The organism is Symmachiella dynata (assembly GCF_007747995.1).
In the GTDB taxonomy this organism is placed as follows: Bacteria; Planctomycetota; Planctomycetia; order Planctomycetales; family Planctomycetaceae; genus Symmachiella; species Symmachiella dynata.
Genome location: NZ_CP036276.1, coordinates 4129178 through 4149197 on the forward strand (window position 1 = coordinate 4129178; position 20020 = coordinate 4149197).

9 protein-coding genes are annotated in these 20020 nt (G+C 54.7%); 5 read left to right on the top strand and 4 right to left on the bottom strand.

Annotation, left to right across the window (positions count from 1 at the left end; genetic code table 11):
* Positions 1-18: 18 nt before the first annotated feature.
* Positions 19-1149, bottom strand: coding sequence for a hypothetical protein (locus Mal52_RS15655; RefSeq protein ID WP_145377125.1), 1131 nt, complete (start codon positions 1147-1149; stop codon positions 19-21).
* On the bottom strand, positions 1146-2735 hold the full coding sequence (locus Mal52_RS15660; protein WP_231962368.1) for an Hsp70 family protein: 1590 nt from the start codon (positions 2733-2735) through the stop codon (positions 1146-1148). The genes Mal52_RS15655 and Mal52_RS15660 overlap by 4 nt, the downstream gene beginning before the upstream one ends.
* Before the next feature lie 324 nt (positions 2736-3059).
* On the opposite strand from Mal52_RS15660, the gene Mal52_RS15665 reads away from it, so the two are divergent.
* From Mal52_RS15665 to galE, 3 genes are all read left to right on the top strand, one after another.
* Complete coding sequence (locus tag Mal52_RS15665) at positions 3060-3665, top strand: ECF-type sigma factor (protein ID WP_145377127.1); 606 nt, start codon at positions 3060-3062, stop codon at positions 3663-3665.
* Between the two features lie 191 nt (positions 3666-3856).
* On the top strand, positions 3857-10963 hold the full coding sequence (locus Mal52_RS15670) for a 3-keto-alpha-glucoside-1,2-lyase-like domain-containing protein (protein ID WP_145377128.1): 7107 nt from the start codon (positions 3857-3859) through the stop codon (positions 10961-10963).
* 411 nt (positions 10964-11374) lie between these two features.
* Positions 11375-12373 (top strand): UDP-glucose 4-epimerase GalE, encoded by a 999-nt coding sequence (galE, locus tag Mal52_RS15675; RefSeq protein WP_145377129.1) that lies wholly within the window; start codon positions 11375-11377, stop codon positions 12371-12373.
* A 36-nt stretch (positions 12374-12409) separates the two neighbouring features.
* On the opposite strand, the gene Mal52_RS15680 is transcribed toward galE, so the two are convergent.
* Both Mal52_RS15680 and Mal52_RS15685 read right to left on the bottom strand, forming a co-directional pair.
* Positions 12410-16042: a hypothetical protein gene (locus Mal52_RS15680; protein ID WP_145377130.1), complete on the bottom strand. Its 3633-nt coding sequence runs from the start codon at positions 16040-16042 to the stop codon at positions 12410-12412.
* A 366-nt stretch (positions 16043-16408) separates the two neighbouring features.
* Complete coding sequence (locus Mal52_RS15685) at positions 16409-18073, bottom strand: FAD-dependent oxidoreductase (protein ID WP_145377131.1); 1665 nt, start codon at positions 18071-18073, stop codon at positions 16409-16411.
* A gap of 143 nt (positions 18074-18216) precedes the next feature.
* Between Mal52_RS15685 and Mal52_RS15690 the strand changes: the two genes are divergently transcribed.
* Complete coding sequence (locus Mal52_RS15690; RefSeq protein ID WP_145377132.1) at positions 18217-18522, top strand: hypothetical protein; 306 nt, start codon at positions 18217-18219, stop codon at positions 18520-18522.
* Positions 18523-19986: a glycoside hydrolase family protein gene (locus Mal52_RS15695; RefSeq protein WP_145377133.1), complete on the top strand. Its 1464-nt coding sequence runs from the start codon at positions 18523-18525 to the stop codon at positions 19984-19986. It begins immediately after the preceding gene.
* The last annotated feature ends 34 nt before the right edge of the window (positions 19987-20020 follow it).

The window sequence follows — 20020 nt, forward strand, 5'->3', positions numbered from 1 at the left end:
AGTGCGGAGAGAAACCGATTATTGAGTGACGGAATCGTCGTCCTCGACAGTTCGATAAAGGTCACGCATGATGAAAAATGTTTCGCGATAGGCGGATTCATCACCGTTGAGCGCCGGTGCAAATTCTAATCCGTGCCGCGACATGTGCGTGACCAACGCAAGCAGGTTATCGCCCTGGAATTGCGCGGAGTCTTCGAGGACCACCGTACTACCTAACTCTTGCAAGCGCGCCATTTCGCCAGCCAGGCTTTCCAAGAAACGTCGAGAGGCCAAAAACCGGAAAAAATTCCGGCCGCCTGATTCCGTGCGCCGCTCCTGGGTGTAATATTCGATGAACGTAGTAAACAGCCGATCGTGGGCTTCCATGAGCACCTTCATCCGGTCGTTGACAGCTTTTTTGTCGCTCGGCGAGGTTTGAGCCAGTTCAGCCCGGGCTTTCTCAAAGTCATTGCGCTGCGATTCGAAACGATCATCCTGTAAGGCAAGCGGCCACTTTTCGATGTTGAGCGATTCTTTGGAGTTCACACGAAACACACGTTGTTTGCCACCAGAGAGATCTTCACGCACGCGGAGTTTGGATAGCGTTTCCGGCGAGAGCTGCAGTTGCGCACTTAGCCCTGGGTCCGCATTGGTTAACCCGTACTGCGTCGCTAAAATTGGCCCCGACAAACGATGCAATAAAAAGTTCAGCGCGACACCGTTATTGATCTCATTGTCGTTCAGTTCCGGAAAGTCCTTCAAGCGGCGCCACGTTTTAGCATTCCGCTGTTCAGCGGCATCTAAAGGTGCCGTGTACAGCCGCAATTTTTGGGCGCGATAAATCTCTTTCTTCTCCCAGTAGGCCTTCGCGTATTCGACGGAGTTAGCGATTTCCTTGCTATAGGCTTCAGCGCGCCGATTCCGCGCATCGGCCTGCAAGACAGCATTATCACCGATGCTGCGAACCAAGTCCGCCTGAGCGCGAATCCGATTTGAAATGGCGTCGGCCGGACCGTAATAGTGTCGCCATCCCCAAGCGGAACGAAAACCAGGATACCGGCGTCCGGCTGGTTCGATTTGGGAATAAGCCGGGGCAGCGGCACTCAATACCGCAACACTTGCCAATAGCAGGCAGCGAAGACCGCGGCTGAACTGTTTGCATCGTTTCATGACGTTTCCCCGTTTGGTCCACGATTAGTTTGGTTTTGAAATCCGAGCGGCCCAGCTGTGTTGGAAAGTCTTTCGTGCCACTGGCGAAACGTGGCTTCGGTCAAGCCGGAATCGCGTTTGATGGTCATCGCGACTTCGCGATCGATCAACGGCACACGTGCCCGCACCTTTAGGCGACCGTTGGCAGCGTACTGAAAGATCACCTCGACCGTTGTCCCCGCGGGTAGATCGTCGGGTAAATTGTCAATCAGGCATTGTCCGATAGGCGTTGCGTTGTTACCACTCGAATCGCCCCCTTCAATCACCTTGACGGCAATATTCTTTTGTGCCGATTTGGAGGTACGAAAACGCTTTCCCTTGGTGACGGGCAGCACTGTGTTTTGTGTGATAATCACCGAGTTGCGGGGCCGACGGGTTTCGGGGTCTTGGGCCAACACTCCCAGGCTGTGTGAATTGACGTTCTTAATTTGCATCGAAGGTGGTTCGCCGTCACGGACAGCCAACAATAAACCCGCATAGATTGCCGCCCCTTGAGCAACCGCCTCGTCTTCCGATGCTGAATGCACTGAGTTGAGACCGGACGCTTGCTCCACCGCGCGGCGAATCATCGGCATGCGGCTCGAGCCTCCCACGAGCAATAGCCGCGTGACATCGCCCCACCCGACGCCGGCATCTTTGAGAACCTTTCGCATGGTGAACAGCGTGCGTTCGACTAAATCGGCCGTTAAGCTTTCAAATTCCTCACGCGTAATCGTAACGCGAATCCCTTCACCAGCATGCTCGAAACTAATCGTCGCTTGGTCACGCGCCGTTAATGTTCGTTTCGCATCTTCGGCTTCGCGGAGCAGCTTCTGCATACCGGAAGGATTTTGTCGTGGGTCGAGGCCACGATATTTTTCTTGGTACTTCTCGGCAATGAAGTCCACAAGACGCCGGTCCCAATCCAGTCCGCCCAGATACACGTCCCCTGCCGTTGCTACCGTGTTGTAGTTCTTGCCATCGATCTCCATCAGCGTGACGTCGAACGTGCCTCCTCCCAGATCGTAGACCAACACACGTTCCATTTTCCGCGCAGCCCCGGCATCATCCAGAAATCCCTGTTGATAGCCATAGGCAATGGCTGCGGCGGTTGGCTCGTTGATTACGTCCAGCACATTCAGCCCCGCCAATCGTCCGGCATCTTGCGTGGCTTTGCGGCGCGGCTCATTGAAAAAGGCAGGGACGGTGACCACCACGTCTTTGATCGGCCCCAGTGTCTTTTCCGTATCATTCTTAAGCTTTTCAAGAATGAGCGATTGAATCACTTCGGGCGGAACCTGCTCTCCCAAGATCGGGCGCGAGAAGTGCGGGCTGCCGATGTCGCGTTTGACGTAGTCGGCGATCCGGTCCGGTTCCATGGCAGCCGCTTTGACTGCTTCTTTGCCGACAATCACCGAGGACTCGTCAAATAACACCACGCTGGGAGTAACCCGATCCCCTTCGCTATTGACGATCATGCAGGGGCGGCGCGACGCGTCAAGATACGCCACCGCTGAAAAGGTGGTGCCGAGATCAATCCCGACGGCGATTTGGTTGGTATTCGACATCCAGGCGGCTTTGTTGGCGTTTTTTATCAATGGTTCGCAAACGAGCATTATGCCACGTTTTCCTTGAAATAGCATAAAACGAACGGATGTGGATGGCAATTCGATTTGTATGGAACGGTCCAAGAATGCCAAAGTCCTAAGACAATCACTCCGACCACCTAGTACGATATCCGAAACCAGAACCGTAACCCGACAAGAAATCCATGCTTTTTTGTTGGATGTTCTCGCGCAGACGCATTATCGTAGCTTTTGTGTAGACGTTGGGTGTTTGGGCGGCAGGCCCCCACTCTTTCCTGGCAAGCGGCCCCTCGTTGAAATGAATTCATGGAAGACCCCGTTGACGGCTCTATCACACACGTTTTCGGCCAGATGCGCCGCGGCAACCCAAATGCGGCTGGCAAACTGTTGAATCAGTTTTTTCCACGTCTCGTAGGGCTGGCACGCAAAACTTTGGACGGCAATCCGCGTCAAGTGGCTGATGAGCAGGATGCTGCGCAAAGTGCCTTTGCCAGTTTTTGGCAGCGGGCCGAACGGGGGGATTTTGGCGGCGATCTGGACCGCAATGAAATCTGGAAACTGCTCTCAACCATCACCGTTCGGAAGGCGCTGAAGCAAATCGAACGGGAAAAGGCCCAAAAACGGGGCGGCGGCCGCGTACACGCCGAATCCTCCTTGGCAGCCATGGCCCACGCCCAAGGGGGGACTTTTGGTCTGGACCAACAGTTCGGAGCGGTGCCGTCTGAGGAGTTCGACCTCATTTGTGAAGAACTGTTGATGCAACTGGACGATGAGCCGCGTGCCTTCGCGCTCATGCGTCTGATGGGCTACAAAAACCGCGAAATCGCCAAAATCCACGATTGCACCGAGCGAAAAGTCGAACGGAAATTGCAACTCATACGATTAATTTGGCAAAATGAGACAGCGGACTGAATGGCAATACAGTCTTAATGCTGTCTCGAAATTCGAAGACCGACGAGTTTTTTTAAGAATCCTGTTTTTTTGTGTCGGATTTCAGATGGCGTTGGGAATGTACTAATGGGGAACGCAGGCAACGCCTCGACATCGAAATCGTGTTGCGACGCACTCCTTGGAAGATATCTGTTTGGAAATGAGGCCGGACGATGACAGGCGATGCCATCCCACTTTCGGTAGTGCAGCAGATCGACACTGCTTGTGACAAATTTGAAAGTGAGTGGAAATCCGGAAAACACCCACGGATCGAAGATTATCTGGACCATGCCGAAGCACCACACGCGCGGGAATTTCTGAAGTCATTGCTGCAAGTCGAATTGGAACTATTGCGGCGGGACGGACAACCCATTTCCGCCGAATCATTCGTCGCTCGCTTTTCTGAATATGCGGACCTCATCTCCGATGTCATGGATTCGGTTCAGGCCTCTTCTCCCAAAGATTTTGGAGAAAACGTCACCCGGAAAGCTCCCACAGTGAGTCTGCGGGATGCTTCGATTGACACATCGCGAGTGGGAAAAACCACTGTCGCCAGAAATCGAAAATCGACACCGGAGTCCATCGGCCGTTTTGAAATCATGGAAGTGCTCGGCGAAGGAGCATTCGGTACGGTCTATCGCGCGACTGATCCGCAACTGCATCGTGAAGTTGCCTTAAAAGTCCCTCGCGCCGGCGTCCTGGAGACGCAAGAGGACGTCGACCGGTTCCTACAAGAGGCCCGCGCAGCTGCGACGTTGCGACAACCGCACATCTGTCCCATCTATGATTTCGGGAAAATCGGCGATCACTATTTCATCGTTATGGCCTATATCAAAGGCCAACCGCTCTCAGAAGTACTGGCAAAATCGAAGAAGATCTCGCCTCGAAAAATCGCCGCCGCCGTCCGTAAAATTGCGCTCGCTTTAGGCGAAGCCCACAAAAATCACGTCGTGCATCGCGATTTAAAACCCTCGAACATCATGATCGACAAACGGGGCGAGCCGGTTGTGATGGATTTCGGGTTGGCACGAAAGGTCTCCGGCGACGAAGCGCAATTGACGCACAGTGGGGCCATCCTGGGAACGCCCGCTTATATGCCGCCCGAACAAGCCCGCGGTCAGTCCAAAGAAGTGGGACCAACGTCCGACGTTTATAGTCTGGGGGTGATTCTCTATGAGCTGTTGTGCGGCCAGCGCCCCTTTCGCGGCGCCGTGGCAGAAGTGTTGGCAGCAATTCTTTACAAAGAGCCGCCACCTCCCTCGTCGCACAAACCGGATGTCGATCCCCAACTCGAAGCGATCTGCCTGAAGGCGATGGCCAAGAAACCGGAGGAACGGTATTCCTCGATGGAGGGTTTGGCCGAGTCGCTGACTGAATATTTGCGGGCAAAACGCGACAGCAGTTCGGGAGCACCAAGCGATTCGCAGGAAATGGGTGCCTTTGCGTCCATGGCCGATAGCGGACCGGTTCCGGTGCCGAAGAAATCCCGACCAAAGCGAAAAGCCAAACGCACCAAGCGCGCTGCCGGTGAATTTGATCCTTATCACAAATGGCTGGGCATTTCTCCCGAGGAACAACCCGCCAATCATTATCGCTTACTGGGCCTCAAACCGTTTGAAGATGACGCCGACGTCATCGATGCAGCCGCCGAACGGCAAATGAGCTACCTACACCAAATCGCCGCCGGCCCGCACTTGGCGGACTCGCAACGGTTACTGAACGAGTTGGCTACTGCGCGGTTGTGTCTACTGAACGAGGAAAAGAAGACCGCCTATGATGCGCAGTTGAGGGACGAACTTGTCACTGCCGAAAGTTCCGTGGAACAGATTGCCGTGGCCGTCGAGGTCGACGATGACTTTGACGAGTTCGCGACACTCCCCCAGCGGTCCCAATCATCGAGTGATGAACCGCCATGGTGGAAAACGCTGGACCGCAGGATTGTGGCTGCGGGCGGAGTCGTGTTTTTCGTTTTGCTGGGGATTGTGATTTTTTGGCGTTCGGGAGGCGTAACGTATCGCGTCGAATTGAGTGACGAGCTTTTGGCGGATGGAGCGGTCACCCTCAAGACCGATGGAGAAGAATATGAAATCGGCCTCGATGGGCTCGGCATCACCTTGAAACCGGGTACGTACAACTATGAAGTGCGGCGCGGCGAAGAAATCATCCGGGGCAACGGCGAATTTACCGTGGTGCGAGGTGGTGAGAATCTGTTGACAATCACGCGGGAGAAGCAAGGACCTGAAACGCCCCTCGAACCCCTCACCTCCGGGGAACGGGAATGGTCTGAGCCGGTAGAAATCCACCGCCTCAAAGTAATCGGCCAAAACACAGACACCTACGCCCTGACCTTCACCCCGGACGGCAAGAAACTCATCACGGGCAACCAAGACCAGCAACTTCGCATTTGGGACGTTGAGAGTGGACAACTCATCTCATCAATTAAGACGCCCAGGGCTGGTCGCGCCTTGGCCGTCTCACCGGATAGCCGTTATGTCGCCTATTGTGGCGTGGCGGCGAAAGCCTGGATTTGGGACCTCAACAATGGTTCAAAGGTCCTTCAACTCAAGAGCAATTTTGGAAATCCCGGTATGCTGATGGGAATCGATTACTCCCCCGATGGAAAGTGGATTGCCGCGAGTTGTTTGGACGGATTCGGGAGGATTTGGGAAACCACAACCGGCCAAGAACTACACAAGTTTCCCATCAAAGCGCCCAAGAACGGTGGTTGCTCCATCTACTTCACGCCAGATGGGAACAGACTTTTGGTCAAGGGCAGCCATTCTCGCGTGCAGGTTTTTGACGCACACTCCGGGACATTGAAAACTGAGTACGATCTTGGTCCGGACTCAGCAGGCGGCCCCGACATGGCGATCTCCCCCGACGGCCGACAATTCGTCACTTGCACCTTTCATGCTCAAGCCTATGTCTACGATCTGGATACCGGTCAGAAATTGGGCGAATGCGAAAAAGGTCATTCGGACGTGTCGCAGGTAGCGTATTCTGCCGATGGGCGTTGGATTGCTGCAGGGCACCACCATGGAAGCATTCAATTGCTCGACGCAGCAACTCGAACACAAAAATTCGTGCTCCATCACGAGCGAGCGCACGTAGCCGGGTTGGCGTCTTCGCCCGACGGACGCCATCTCGCTGCGGCCACCATGCGCTTTGACAAAGATCACTTCACCGGAGGCGACATCCGCATTTGGCGAATGCCCGATGCCGCGCCGTTGGCGCAGGCGGACGATGGCCCCGAAGGCAAGAAGGCAGAGGGCCGTCTCACGCATATTACAAGTCCCCCAAAGAACAACAGCCTATCGACAAAGTCGGGCCATTATATTGCCGCACGGGGCGGCCTACCACAGGATGCCGGCTGGACTTTCCAACAGGACAATCTGGGAGGAACTGCGCAAGTGCAATCCAACAGGTTGGTCCATGACGCCACGGGTAAAGGTAGCAGTTTCTGGACAGCAGCGCGGCCGGTATCGGAGAGTGCAACACCTGGCGTCTATATGGAAACGTCCGCTAAGATTATCGAAGAAAGCCACACATCGACCTCCGCCGGCGTCACGCTACTGGATATTTCTCGACCAGTGACCGGCGGAATCTTGGCCGCCTCGTTGTTGGCCCAGGATAATATGTTGTTGCTTCGGGACAGTCATCATAACATTTTGAAGACAGTCTCCATGAAGACGACGGACCGCGTCCACACCTATCGCCTCGAACTTGCCGACGACACATTCTGGCTGTTCATCGACGGGGAGCTGAAAGAGTTCGCATCAGCTCCGCAATTGGTGCGCCCCATTCAAGGGATGAACGGGATTTCGCAAATCACAGCAAGATTCGGAGACACCTTCGCAGCAACTTCGAGTTCTCGGGTGGAATATCAACAAGTCTCCTTTGGCGAACTGGCAGACGAGGGCGGACCGACTGTGCTTCGGGAGATCAATAAATTTGAGAACCCGCGCTATCCGGCAAACATGAATCCGCTAGTCACCGTCTATGACGCCGGTCAAAACGAATTACCGAAGTCAGCGGGTTGGAATTACAGCAGCGAAGCGGGCGCAGCTGAAGCGGAGATTCGTGACGGAATTCTAATCCATGATTCGTCCAAAACCACACGGAGCTTCTGGACCACATCGCTGCCCGCCGGGAGCGCTCCGACGGGCGCTGGGGTATTCATGGAACGAACCCTCAAGGTCAATGATGAACAACATACCAATCCCCGCCGTGGCATCAACGTGGTGGAAATCAATGAAGTCACTCCCCAATCTGTTGGAGGGGCGACGGTCTATGCTTGGCAGGACCGCGTATTTGTGATGGATCATGACGATCGAACTGTCATCAGTGACATCAAATTCGACACGACGGACGGATTTCACACCTATCGTCTAGAAGTACTCCGCGATCGGTTTTGGTTGTACATCGACGAACAATTGAAAATTGAGGGGACCGGACTGCTCACCCCGACGCCGAAAAACGGGGAAAGCCCGATCCCCACTGAGGACCTGGCTGTGCCGAGGTTGGTCGGAAAGTTCGGAAACGGCAGCTCAAGTTCGCAATCTGTGACCGAAACCAAATCGATCGTATTCGGTTCGCTGGCCGCATTGGGCGGCCCCACCGCAATGCGCAAACCGACCGACTACGACGATTTATTGACCGGCTATTGGCAACAGATTCCGTTCCCTACGACCGGTGGCGAGTTAACGAAGCCCGACGGCGTTCCTACGTTTCGCCCCCAAGGTAATGTGCTCCTCGGCAGTCGGCCCTATCGTGATGTGATCATCCGTGCTGAGATCAAGAAAATTGGTGGATGGCATCCTACGATGTCTTTGCGGTCGAACCTAAAAGGGGTCTACACCGCGTATTTAGACAAATTCAAACGCTTTGGCCTGGGTAAAAACGTTTCAGGAGAGCGTTGGAAAGATCTGAAAGTCCAATTCACTAAACAAGACCATCGCGACTATTTTCAATGGACACTCGCAGCCATTGGTGACCGCTTATTGGTCTATGTCGATGGTGAAAATATCATCGATCACCGCGATTCTATTCATGCGGTTGGATTTCCTCAAATCGGGGAAACGAAGTCTATGGCCGGCTTTCGTAACCTGCAGATCATGGATCTGACAAACGGGCCTTCCCGCCCACATGGAGCCATCAAGCAAACCGTCACAGCGCATGTGACAACGCCAATCGGTCAACCGACTGACGCGGACGAGTCGCAATTTCAACCGCTGTTCAATGGCAAAAACCTAGATGGATGGGTGGGAGATGAGTCGGCCTTCGCGGTGCAAAATGGGAATCTGGTCAGTCTCCCCAATAAGAAAGGCAACTTGTACACAGCGAGCGAATACACCGACTTTACTTTGAGGTTTGAATTTCAACTCACAGCGGGAGCCAACAATGGCATTGGCTTACGAACGCCCTTGACCGGAAATCCAGCCTATGATGGTTTTGAAGTCCAGATTCTCGACAATTCGGCAAAACGCTTCCAACAGATTACAGCCGAAAGTCGCCACGGCTCCCTGTATGGCGTTGCAGCGGCCAAATCGGGGCATTTAAAGCCTGTGGGTGAATGGAATACACAGGAAATCGTCTGCATCGGCAATCAGCTAAGAGTCAAACTGAATGGGGTCACGATCCTCGATACAAAACTCGACCAAACGGGAACCGTGATCACGCCCGACGGCAAGGCTCATCCGGGCCTTCAGCGACGAAGCGGGCACATCGCACTGATGGGTCAGAAATCGCGAGTCTTATTTCGCAATCTGCGGATTCACACAGGCCGGCAATTCGATTCAACCTCGACAAAAGAACACACCGCCCCCACATCCGAGTGGGACGATTTATTCAACGGCAAAAACCTCGACGGCTGGACGCCCAGCAATACCAAACAGTGGAAGGTTCTAGCCGGGGCAATCCAAGGCGATGCGCCGGCGGGCGGGAAAAGTTGGTCCGCTCTCACGTCCGATCACGACTACGATGATTACGAATTCTCCTTCCAATACCGTTTGGCCAAGGGAAGCCGGGCACGGGTCCTCTTACGTTCCAATCGTGGTCTGCCCGGCGATCCCCACGATGAAGGTGCTCAAATTCAATTGATTGACGACGACGCCCAGTTCTATTTCGGAAACAGAACGCGACGGGTGCCCCCCCAACGAAAAAACGGGGCCCTCTTGACCATGACTCCGCCGGTACTTTCACCGGGGATGGCGATCTGGGATCGAAACGGCCTTCCGGCCGGGAAATGGAACGAGATGACCATCGCAGTCGAAGGGCTGCATGTGATCGTCACGCTCAACGGTAAACGAATCGTCAATAGGCAGATCGACCAGACGTCCAAGTACAAAAAATTCCAGAACAAACCGAAGTCCAGCCAATTTGATCGCCTGAATAAAACGTCCGGCGCGATCAGATTTTGTGTACTCGACAACACGATCGAAATTCGCAAACTGCAAATCCGGGAACTCGGCCAAAAGACAGCAACCAATTCGAAACCAGCACAACCACAAACACAACCACTGCCAAGAGCCCTGTCCGCACGAACCGCTGCACAGTGGGTTCTCGACAACGGTGGCGAGCTGCACGTTCGTGGCGAAGGGGGTTGGAACCAGAACCTCGATCACCCCACCAAACTTCCACAGCGTCCGTTTCGTGTCACAAACGTAAACTTGTCGAGCAATGGAATGTTTCAGCCCAACGACTTATTTCGCCTGGAGAAATTATCGGAGATTGTGCAATTGAATCTCAACGACGTTCAGCTGTCAGATAAAAGCATGCAAGTTTTGGCAAAGCTGCCTGATATACAACGTTTGTACCTGAGCCGGACAGGTCTTGGGGACGGTTGCTTCGAGGGCATTGCCACCCTTGCGAACTTGCATCAACTGCACCTCCCGACCACTAACATTACCGATGCTGGATTGGCGAAACTGACGCACCTCAAAAAGCTGCACCTTCTCTGGATTTGGGAGACGAAAACGACTGATGAAGGGCTAGGTCACATCAGCCGACTCACGGCGCTAGATGACCTGAATCTCGATGGCACCAATATCAGCGACAACGGATTGGTGCACCTGACGAAATCAACCAAATTGAAGCACCTAAATATTGGCAGGACACGCGTCACCGACGACGGCTTGAAACACCTCTACTCTTTAAAAACGCTCCGCACGTTGAACTTGAAGGATACCGCTGTCACGGCCAACGGCATCGCCGCACTGCAAGCCGCACTCCCCGCCTGCACGATCAAAGGGGTGTTTGTCGGTGGCAACCAAGCGAATTAAGGGACAGACTTCCCTGCCCTTCATCTGCCACGAGGATTGTGAAGAATGTTAAAAATCTGTTGTCCTAGCTGCGGAGTGAAATTAAAAATCCGCCCGCGGATGCTCAATCGCAAAGGCAAATGCCCGCGATGCGAGCAACGACTGCGCATCGAGCCACAAAATTATGTCGTGCACGCCGTGCTACGTGCGAACCCCAAATCCTAATCGATACTGACCGATTTCAGCTAGAACTCGCCTCCTCAGCGCTTTGGTGTTTCCCGAACGCTCGAAATTTCTCCAGACCATTCTCCTCGTATTAAAAACCCGATGTTGTCTATTCCGTTTACCGTTGTTTGCCGGTGAGATCCTTGTCATACTTCCCGCAAGTTTGCGTTTGGATCTACCGTTTGAACAACAAAGGATAGGCGGGCCATGACTGTTTTGGTGACGGGCGGCGCAGGGTATATCGGATCACATGCGGTCCGGAAGTTGATTCACAATGACCATCGCGTCGTCGTCGTCGACAATCTATTCCGCGGCCACCGTGCCGCTGTCCATCCCGACGCAACATTTGTGGAACTCGATCTCGCGGCAACCGACGAGTTATCCCGGATCATGCGCAAGAATGAAGTGACGGCGGTTTTGCACTTCGCGGCCTTGGCCTATGTCGGCGAATCGGTTACCTCTCCGCTGCAATACTATCGCAACAACACCGCCGGGACGTTGAGTCTGTTAGAAGCCATGCAGGCGGCCGACGTGCACCGTTTGATCTTCAGTTCGACCTGCGCGACGTACGGCGTGCCGGAACAGTTACCACTGAACGAGTCGACACGGCAGGTCCCCATCAATCCCTACGGTTGGTCAAAACTGTTTGTTGAGCAGATTCTCAAAGACAAGGCAGCCGCTGACCCCAAATTTGCGTGCATCGGTTTGCGGTACTTCAATGTCGCCGGTTGCGCCGATGATGGGAGTCTCGGCGAAGACCACACTCCGGAAACGCACCTGATTCCGCTCTTGCTGCAGACAGCATTGGGGCAGCGTGAATCAATCACGGTCTTTGGGAACGATTACCCCACGCCGGACGGAACCTGCATTCGCGACTATGTGCATGTCGATGACCTCGCCGACGCGCATCTGCTGGCACTGGAGCACCTGCAACCAGGATGTGCCGAATTTCTCAATGTGGGAATTGGCCGCGGCCATTCGGTGCGCGAGACAATTGACGCTGTGATCCGTGTCACCGGCCGCGAGGTACCGCTTGAGTACGGTGCCCGTCGTCCGGGTGATCCGCCGGAACTGTGGGCCAACGGTGATCGCATTCGTCAAGAATTCGGCTGGGAACCGAAATTTGCCAATCTGGAGGACAACGTGGCAACGGCGTGGGAATGGTTTCGAAGCCACCCTCACGGTTACGAAAAAACGGCAACTTGATTCGCCGGCCAGCCAGTCTCTTGGTCGCCCCTTTGATTAGCGGGAGCGGGCCAAGAGAGTGAACAGATCGTCGTCGTCATCCAACAGACGGAACTGGCCGAAAACAAAGTCGTCTCCCAAACCGGAGTCGATAAAGCTGCTGCCGAAAGCCACGATGAAATCGTTCCCGGCGAAGGTGTAGATGGTATTGAACCCGCCGTCGTCGCGAATACTATCGTCGTGCGCACCGCCGAGGATTGTGTCGTTGCCGATACCGGTGCGGACCACGTTGCTGCCGTCTCCAACATCAATATGGTTGTGGCCCCCTAGGTCGTTGACGTGATCCTGGCCCGAGCCGGTGATGATCACATCGTTCCCCTTGCGGACATTGATGTCGTTGTTTCCATCGCCGGCATCGATCATGTTGTTGCCGCCAAAGTCAGTGATCTTGTCATCGCCGTTACCCGACTTGACGTAATCGTCGCCGATATTGGTTTTGATTACGTTGTTGCCGTCGCCCACCGAGACGTAATTGTCCCCGCCGTAGTCGTAAACGCGATCTCGGCCGTCACGCCCCAGGATCGTATCGTTGCCGTAGTAGGTATAGGAAACATTATTGCCGCGCCCCCCATCGAAGTAGACATCATAGTCTCCATGGTCACCGCGGAACCAATCGTCGCCCCCCATGCCCATGGCATAGATCGTACCAGGCACGGTATGCACGCCCAACGAAATCCGGTTATGGAATATTTCCACGCGATCGGTGCCGGCAAGTGTCACCACGCGGAATTCGTCGCGGGCGTTTGTGCCGGAAATGGCAAAGTCATCCCCTTGCCGTTGCGACGTCCCGATGCGAATGCGGCGTGAATAAGATGTATTCAAGCCGGTCTCGTTGCTCACCGCCGTGGCACTGATGGTGTAGGTCCCAGGTTTGTTGTAGATTTTGCTGATCGACAACCCAGAGATGCCTGTAACAACCCGCGGCTTGCTGCCATCGCCCCAATCGACGGTATAAGTGTATTGGCTGTCCGTCACGGTTCTGCCGTAAAGTTTGAGCGAAACGACTCGTCGCTGCCCGACCACCCCATCGTAATCGCCGCGAATCCGCAGCACCGCAGTGTCCTCGCCAAACACGCGTACAAGGTTGGATCGCTTGGCGCCTTCATCATCGACCACCGTCAATCGCACGACGATATTGCTTTTTCCGTTTAAGTCGGCAGCAGTGATGTAGGGTCGTACCCCCTCGGCATCGAAGGTCCCATCGTTGCCGTAATCCCACAGATAGGTCAGCGTATTCGCAGGTTGATCGACATCGTAGCTGCCGCTGCCATCCAGCCGGATCCGATCACGATTGCCCAACACATAAGGCCCCCCGGCATCGGCAACAGGGCGGGTGTTGACGAAGGGAATGACGATAATCACCAAGCTGACAGTGGCATCAGGAGTCGTACCGACAGTCACATCGTCTACGGTGACCGTCACGTTCAAAACCGGATTCGAGTCGCTATCGAGAACCGCGCCGGCTTTCAGAAATAATTCGGCGCCAATGATCTCAAATAGATTCGCGTCCGCTCCGGTGAGCGCGAGTTCGTTGTCACCCAACGTATCATCGGTGACCACAATGTCCGCCACTTTAATGCGGAACGTCGTGTCGATTTTCTCCGGTAGACTGTCGACCGTGTTATCTAACGTGACCAGCGGCGGATCGTTCACGTCGACGATAAAAATGGAAAGCGGCACACTGTCGTCGGGCGTGCTCCCTACCGACGCGTCATCAACGTTGACGACAACGTTTAAAATGGGATTGCTGTCGTGATTTAAGATCGTGCCGGCCTTGAGGAACAGTTCATCACCAATGATCTCGAAGAGATTCGCGTCCGCTCCTGTCAGATAAAGAACATTCACGCCCAGCCCGTCGTCGCTGACGGCGATGTCAGCGACTTTGAGGCGGAACGTCGTATCGGTATTTTCCAGGAGAGTCGTGACCGCATTGCCCAATCCGACAATCGGCGGGTTATTGACTTCAGCCAGTTGAATGGCCAAAGCTGCGGTATCGTCCGGCGTGGCTCCGACAGTGTCATCATCGACATTAACAACGACATCCAAAACAGGATTCGAGCCGATATCAAGAACCGTGCCAGCTTTCAGGAATAGCTCATCGCCGTCGATCTCAAACAGGTCCGCGTCCGCTCCAGTCAGCGAAAGCACGTTCGTTCCCAACGGGTCATCGGTCACGACAATATCGGCCACTTTAACGCGAGACGTTGTATCGGTGTTCTCTGGCAGGATCGTGACCGTGTTTTCCAAGGCGACCATCGGCGGGTCGTTGACATCGTCGTTGACGGTAATCACCATCGCCGCACTGTCATCGGGCGTGCTGCCTACCGTGCCATCGTCGACATTGACCGCGACGTTCAGAACCGGGTTGGTGCCGCTATCAAGAACCGTGCCGGCCTTCAGGAACAATTCATCGCCGATGATCTCGAAAAGATCTGCATCCGCTCCGGTGAGCGTCAACTCGTTGGTTCCCTCTGCATCGTCGGTAATTACGATGTCGGCCACTTTCACGCGGGAGGTGGTATCGGTCCCGTCGAACAAATCAGTGACCCTGTTCTCCAACTCGACCATCGGCGGCGCGTTGTAGAACATCGAATACCCGACAATCGGATCGGCCGTATCAGACGCCCACTCTCCGTTAGGATTCTGCGGAGTCCCATTGGCCAACTCGCCGCTCGCTTCCAAAGAAAACGAGAGATTAAGAATGCTGTCCGCGCTAATAATCGGATTGCCATCTGGATCGACCAAAAAGCCCTTGAGCGGGACCTTCATCTCCAATTCATGCCCATCCGCCGAACGCATTTGGGTGATGATGCTTTCATAAACCGGCCCTTTGTCTTGAACGAGGATGATCTGATCTTTGACGCCTCCTCCTTCCAGCGGGACTTCTTGATAAACCCATTGCGTATAATGCTCGTAAACGCCTGGCCGTACATCCACGAATCCAGGCGTATAGGGACCAACGACATCTTCAGGGAGTTCACCAGTAACGTCGTCGATGTCTCCAGTGAATTCACCCGATGTCTGGTCCAGAAAAGCCTGATACAGCTCTTCCTCGTCAAGTGCGCCGTGACTCAGATAATGCCCCGTATTGAACTCGCCATCATAAAATTCGATCTCGGCGTTCATGTCGTAGCCGGAGGTTGTGGGATAATATCCACCTTGATGCAAAGGGTATCCCGTATTTACATCGTTGTCGACATCGATGGTCACGATCACATAATACCGCCCCGCCTGCCCGCCGCCCGAAGAATCCTGCGTCCGTCCGATTACTCCCTCAGAGCGGAAGTAGAAGTACAGGTTCTCCGCATCATGAGTGACGCGAAACTCTCGTAGATCGACGTCCGGGTGATAGACATAATCAGGCTCATCATTTTCCCCTTTGGGATCGGTGTCATGCTGGTCGTCTTGCCCGTCGGTTCCCCCGACATAGACAAGGTCGTCTTCTTCCCAGTCAGTGAAGTCCCCATCAATGATAATCGGCGGCGCCGCGGAAAGGACCAGTCGATCTTCGAGATTTTCGATCAACAGCGTTCGATTGAAGGGATTTCCTCGCCCGCTAGCTGAAAGTGCGGATGAACGATTCGTTTTAAAGAAATGTCGTGCAGCTTTACTGTTGGCCCGTTTGGTCATTTCCCAATCCCTCTTGGAGACGCCTTAGCGTGTTGCAGATTCCGGTGCTTGGTTTACGTTTCTCAAATGTTTGCGCAAACTGCGCACAACAATCAGCAAATCAAATGACGTGGGAACGATTAATAGTCGCCCACGGAAAGCCAGCGCATCTTACCAATGCTACCGGACCGTTACCCCCGATTCAATCGATTTGTTTGCGATTGAAGCCTTTTCTGACCGCCTGACGCGCTGCAGACACCTGACGCGAGACGCCTCGGACCGGCTCATTCATCCGCATCGGGGCCGCAAACCGATCTAAAGCGTAGCCAACAGCGCGCAATCCCGCTTTAGGAAGAATGCGCTGCCAACGCTGTGCCCTGTCCCCGATTAGTTCCCAGCGGAATCTTTTTCCGGATTAAACAGCCGGAAGGTTTTGTAGCCGCCGCTGACATTCACAACATCATATCCGGCTTGCAACAGCACCCGCGTCGCCAAGTACCCCCGCTGCCCCACTTGGCAATAGGTGGCAATCCGTCGATCAGTTGGCAATTCATCCAGCCGCGATCGCAACTCGTCAATCGAAATGTTCACCGCGTCTGGGAAATGCCCAGCTGCATACTCCTCCGCTGTGCGGACATCCAACAGCAGCGGACGTTCCTCGGGCGACTGCTCCATGAGCGTTGCGACATCAATCTGCGGATGATCGCCGCGCAACAGTCCCGCAGCCACAAAACCCGCCATGTTCACCGGGTCCTTAGCGGAACCGTATTGTGGTGCGTAGGCGAGTTCCACTTCTTCGAGATCAAAAACTGTCATCCCTGCCTGAATCGCGATCGCCAGTACGTCGATGCGTTTATCCACACCCGCGCCGCCGATGCCCTGCGCGCCCAGTATCCGTCCCGATTCGGGATCGAACAGCAACTTGAGCGTCATCTGTTCGGCGCCAGGGTAGTATCCGGCGTGGTTCGCAGGATGAACATAGATCTTCCGAAATGCGATTCCGCTTCGTTGCAGCGACTTTTCCGACGCACCGGTCATGGCTGCCGTCTGATCAAACAATCCCAAGATGGCCGTTCCCTGCGTCCCGCGGTAATGCACCTCCCTGCCAAAGACATTATCAGCGGCAATGCGCCCTTGCCGATTCGCCGGACCGGCCAGTGGGATTTGAGTTGGTTCGCCGGAAACGAAGTCCTGGACCTCAATGGCGTCGCCGACGGCATAGATGTCGGGATCGCTGGTTTGCAGAGAATCGTTCACCTGAATCCCGCCACGCGGACCGACCTCCAAACCAGCGTCGACAGCTAGCTTGTTCTCCGGTCGCACTCCAATCCCCAATGCAACCAGCTGCGCCGGTAGCGCGCGGCCGGATTTGGTATGGACGACAACTCCCGTCTCCGTCGTTTCAAATCGGTCGGCCGATTCTCCCAGCAGCAGTTTGACACCCCGGCGCGTGAGCAGTTCTGCAAGCGGCGTCGACATCTCCTTATCAAACGGCGGCAGCACCTGATCCTGCAATTCGACAATTGTCGTGTCGATGCCAAGTTGCAACAGATTCTCAACCAACTCCAGACCGATAAACCCCGCTCCCACCACGACTGCCTGCTGGATGTTGGTATCAAGCATGGCTTTGATACGGTCGGTGTCCTGAAGATTGCGCAGCGTGAACACACCGGGCGAGTCGATCCCCGGAATCGATGGTCGCAACGGCGCAGCCCCCGGCGCCAGGATCAATTTGTCATAGGCCTCGTCGTAAATCCGCCCCGATTCCAGATCATGAATCCTTACGGTCTTTGCCTGACGGTCAATCGATTCGACGGAGGAACGAACCCGCACATCCAGCCGCATGCGGGCCTCCAACCGCTCAGGCGTCACAACCAACAGTTTCTGCCGATCGACGATAGTCCCGCCCAAGTAATAAGGCAGTCCACAGTTGGCAAAGGAGACGTCGGGGCCCCGTTCCACAAGCACGATCTCGGATTCCTCCGAAAGCCGACGGGCACGGGCAGCCGCTGAAGCGCCTCCAGCTACGCCTCCTACGATAACAATCTTCATGTCGAACGGTCCTCAGTCTCTATATTTCATTCCTTGAAACACGGGCGCACGATATTCGTGCTCCGAAAATTCTTGTCGCGGTATTCTTGCCGTCAACCCCCTCTCGCTGCAAGAGTGCAGAAACAGAGAATAGGAAACATGGCGTGCTCATCAACAAGATCGTGCTGATGAGCGCCTGGCTGCAATTCTCGCTTGCGCGGGAACTCCCAATCAGCACCGGGTTTGTCGCATGGCGTTGGCGGCCGCAAAACAAACTGGCACCAAATCCCGGAACGGTTCAACAGCACGACTGGCCAATCCCAAGACAATTAGCTTCCCCAAGCACCTTTGTTGCACGTAATTTCAGTGCATCCGAATCATGCGGGCGCATTGATTCGTTGTGGAACTCGACCTATCTTGAACGAACTCATTCAACGACTTCCACTCCGAAAATGCAAAAGGTGACCTAAGTGCCTAGCGTCGATCGAATTACGTTGCGACTGATGGTCGCGTGTATGATGGCCTTGGCAGGACAGCTTCTGTTTGTCCCACGTACGGCCCACGCGGCGGAAAATCCACCGACCGGTTTTCAAGTCCCGGTTGGCCAGCGACAATTGTTCCTCGACGATCATGGCATCGCTCAGCAAAACAACTTACGGCGCCAGATGCATCAACCGGAAAAACGCGGAGCAGTGATCCGCAGTCCGCAGCCAAATAAATCCATTCAGACACGCACAGCGCCGGTCTGGGACGAGAAAGCGGGGCTTTACAAGACGTGGGTCATCACCGTTGACGACAATCTGTGGCAAAGCCGAGATGGTCTGAACTGGACGCCCGGACCGAAGACCAACATGCCGATCATGCTAGCGGTTTATGATCCACTTGACCCCGATCCTGCGCGGCGGTTCAAAGCGCCGCTCTTAAACCGCGGTTTCGCCGTCTCGCCCGACGGAATTACCTGGAAACAACTTGATCTCAAGGCGGTCCCCAGTTCTGACGAAGGGAATTTTAGCTTTGATGCCGAAAACGGTCTGTTCATCCATACCGTCAAACGCGGCGGTCCGCACGGCCGCGCGCTTGCGCTGGCTACCAGCAAGGATTTTAAGACCTGGGACGATCACGGTGTCGTGTTCCAGACCGATGAACTGGATCAAAAACGCGGAAAGCAACACATCGCGGATCGGTTGGCCGACGCCACTTTGCAGCAACCGTTATACAACGACCCCAGTTTCTATAATGTCGATGTCTACAACATGGGCGTGTTTCGCTACGAAGGATTGTATATCGGCCTGCCGGCCCTGTATCACGCAGTCGGGCCCGTTCCGAATTATCCCAACACCGACGGCTTTCAATTGATTCAACTGGCATGTAGCCGCGATCTGAAAAACTGGCAACGGCTGGGCAACCGGGAAACGTTCATCGGCCCCTCACACATCGACTCCGGCGCCTATGACCTCACACAACTGCTGCCCCCCTCCGCACCGATTGTTCACGACGATGAATTGTGGTTCTACTACACCGGACTGAAATGGCGCAGCAATTTCCATTACATCGGAACCTACCCCGACGGGCGGACTGAACTGATTCCCGGCCGCGATCGCGATGGAGGCGGAATCTGTTTGGCTGTACTCCGGCGTGATGGTTTTGTCTCACTGGATGCAGGGGACGAAGAAGGCCAGATCGTGACCCAACCCTTTAAATGGTCCGGCAAAAACCTGATGATCAACGCCGACGCTCGCAATGGTCAAGTGCGGGTTGAGGTTTTAAACCCACAAGGCGAAGTCGTCGCTGCCGCGAAAAATGTCGCCGAGGATTCCCCCCGCAAGCAATTGCAATGGATACAGGGCGACCTGGATGCACTGCAGAATCAGACGGTGTCGCTCCGATTCAAACTCCGCAATGCCAGCCTTTTCTCTTACTGGCTGACGGATTAGCATCAGGGGCGTCCGACAAGCGCAGTCTCAAGCA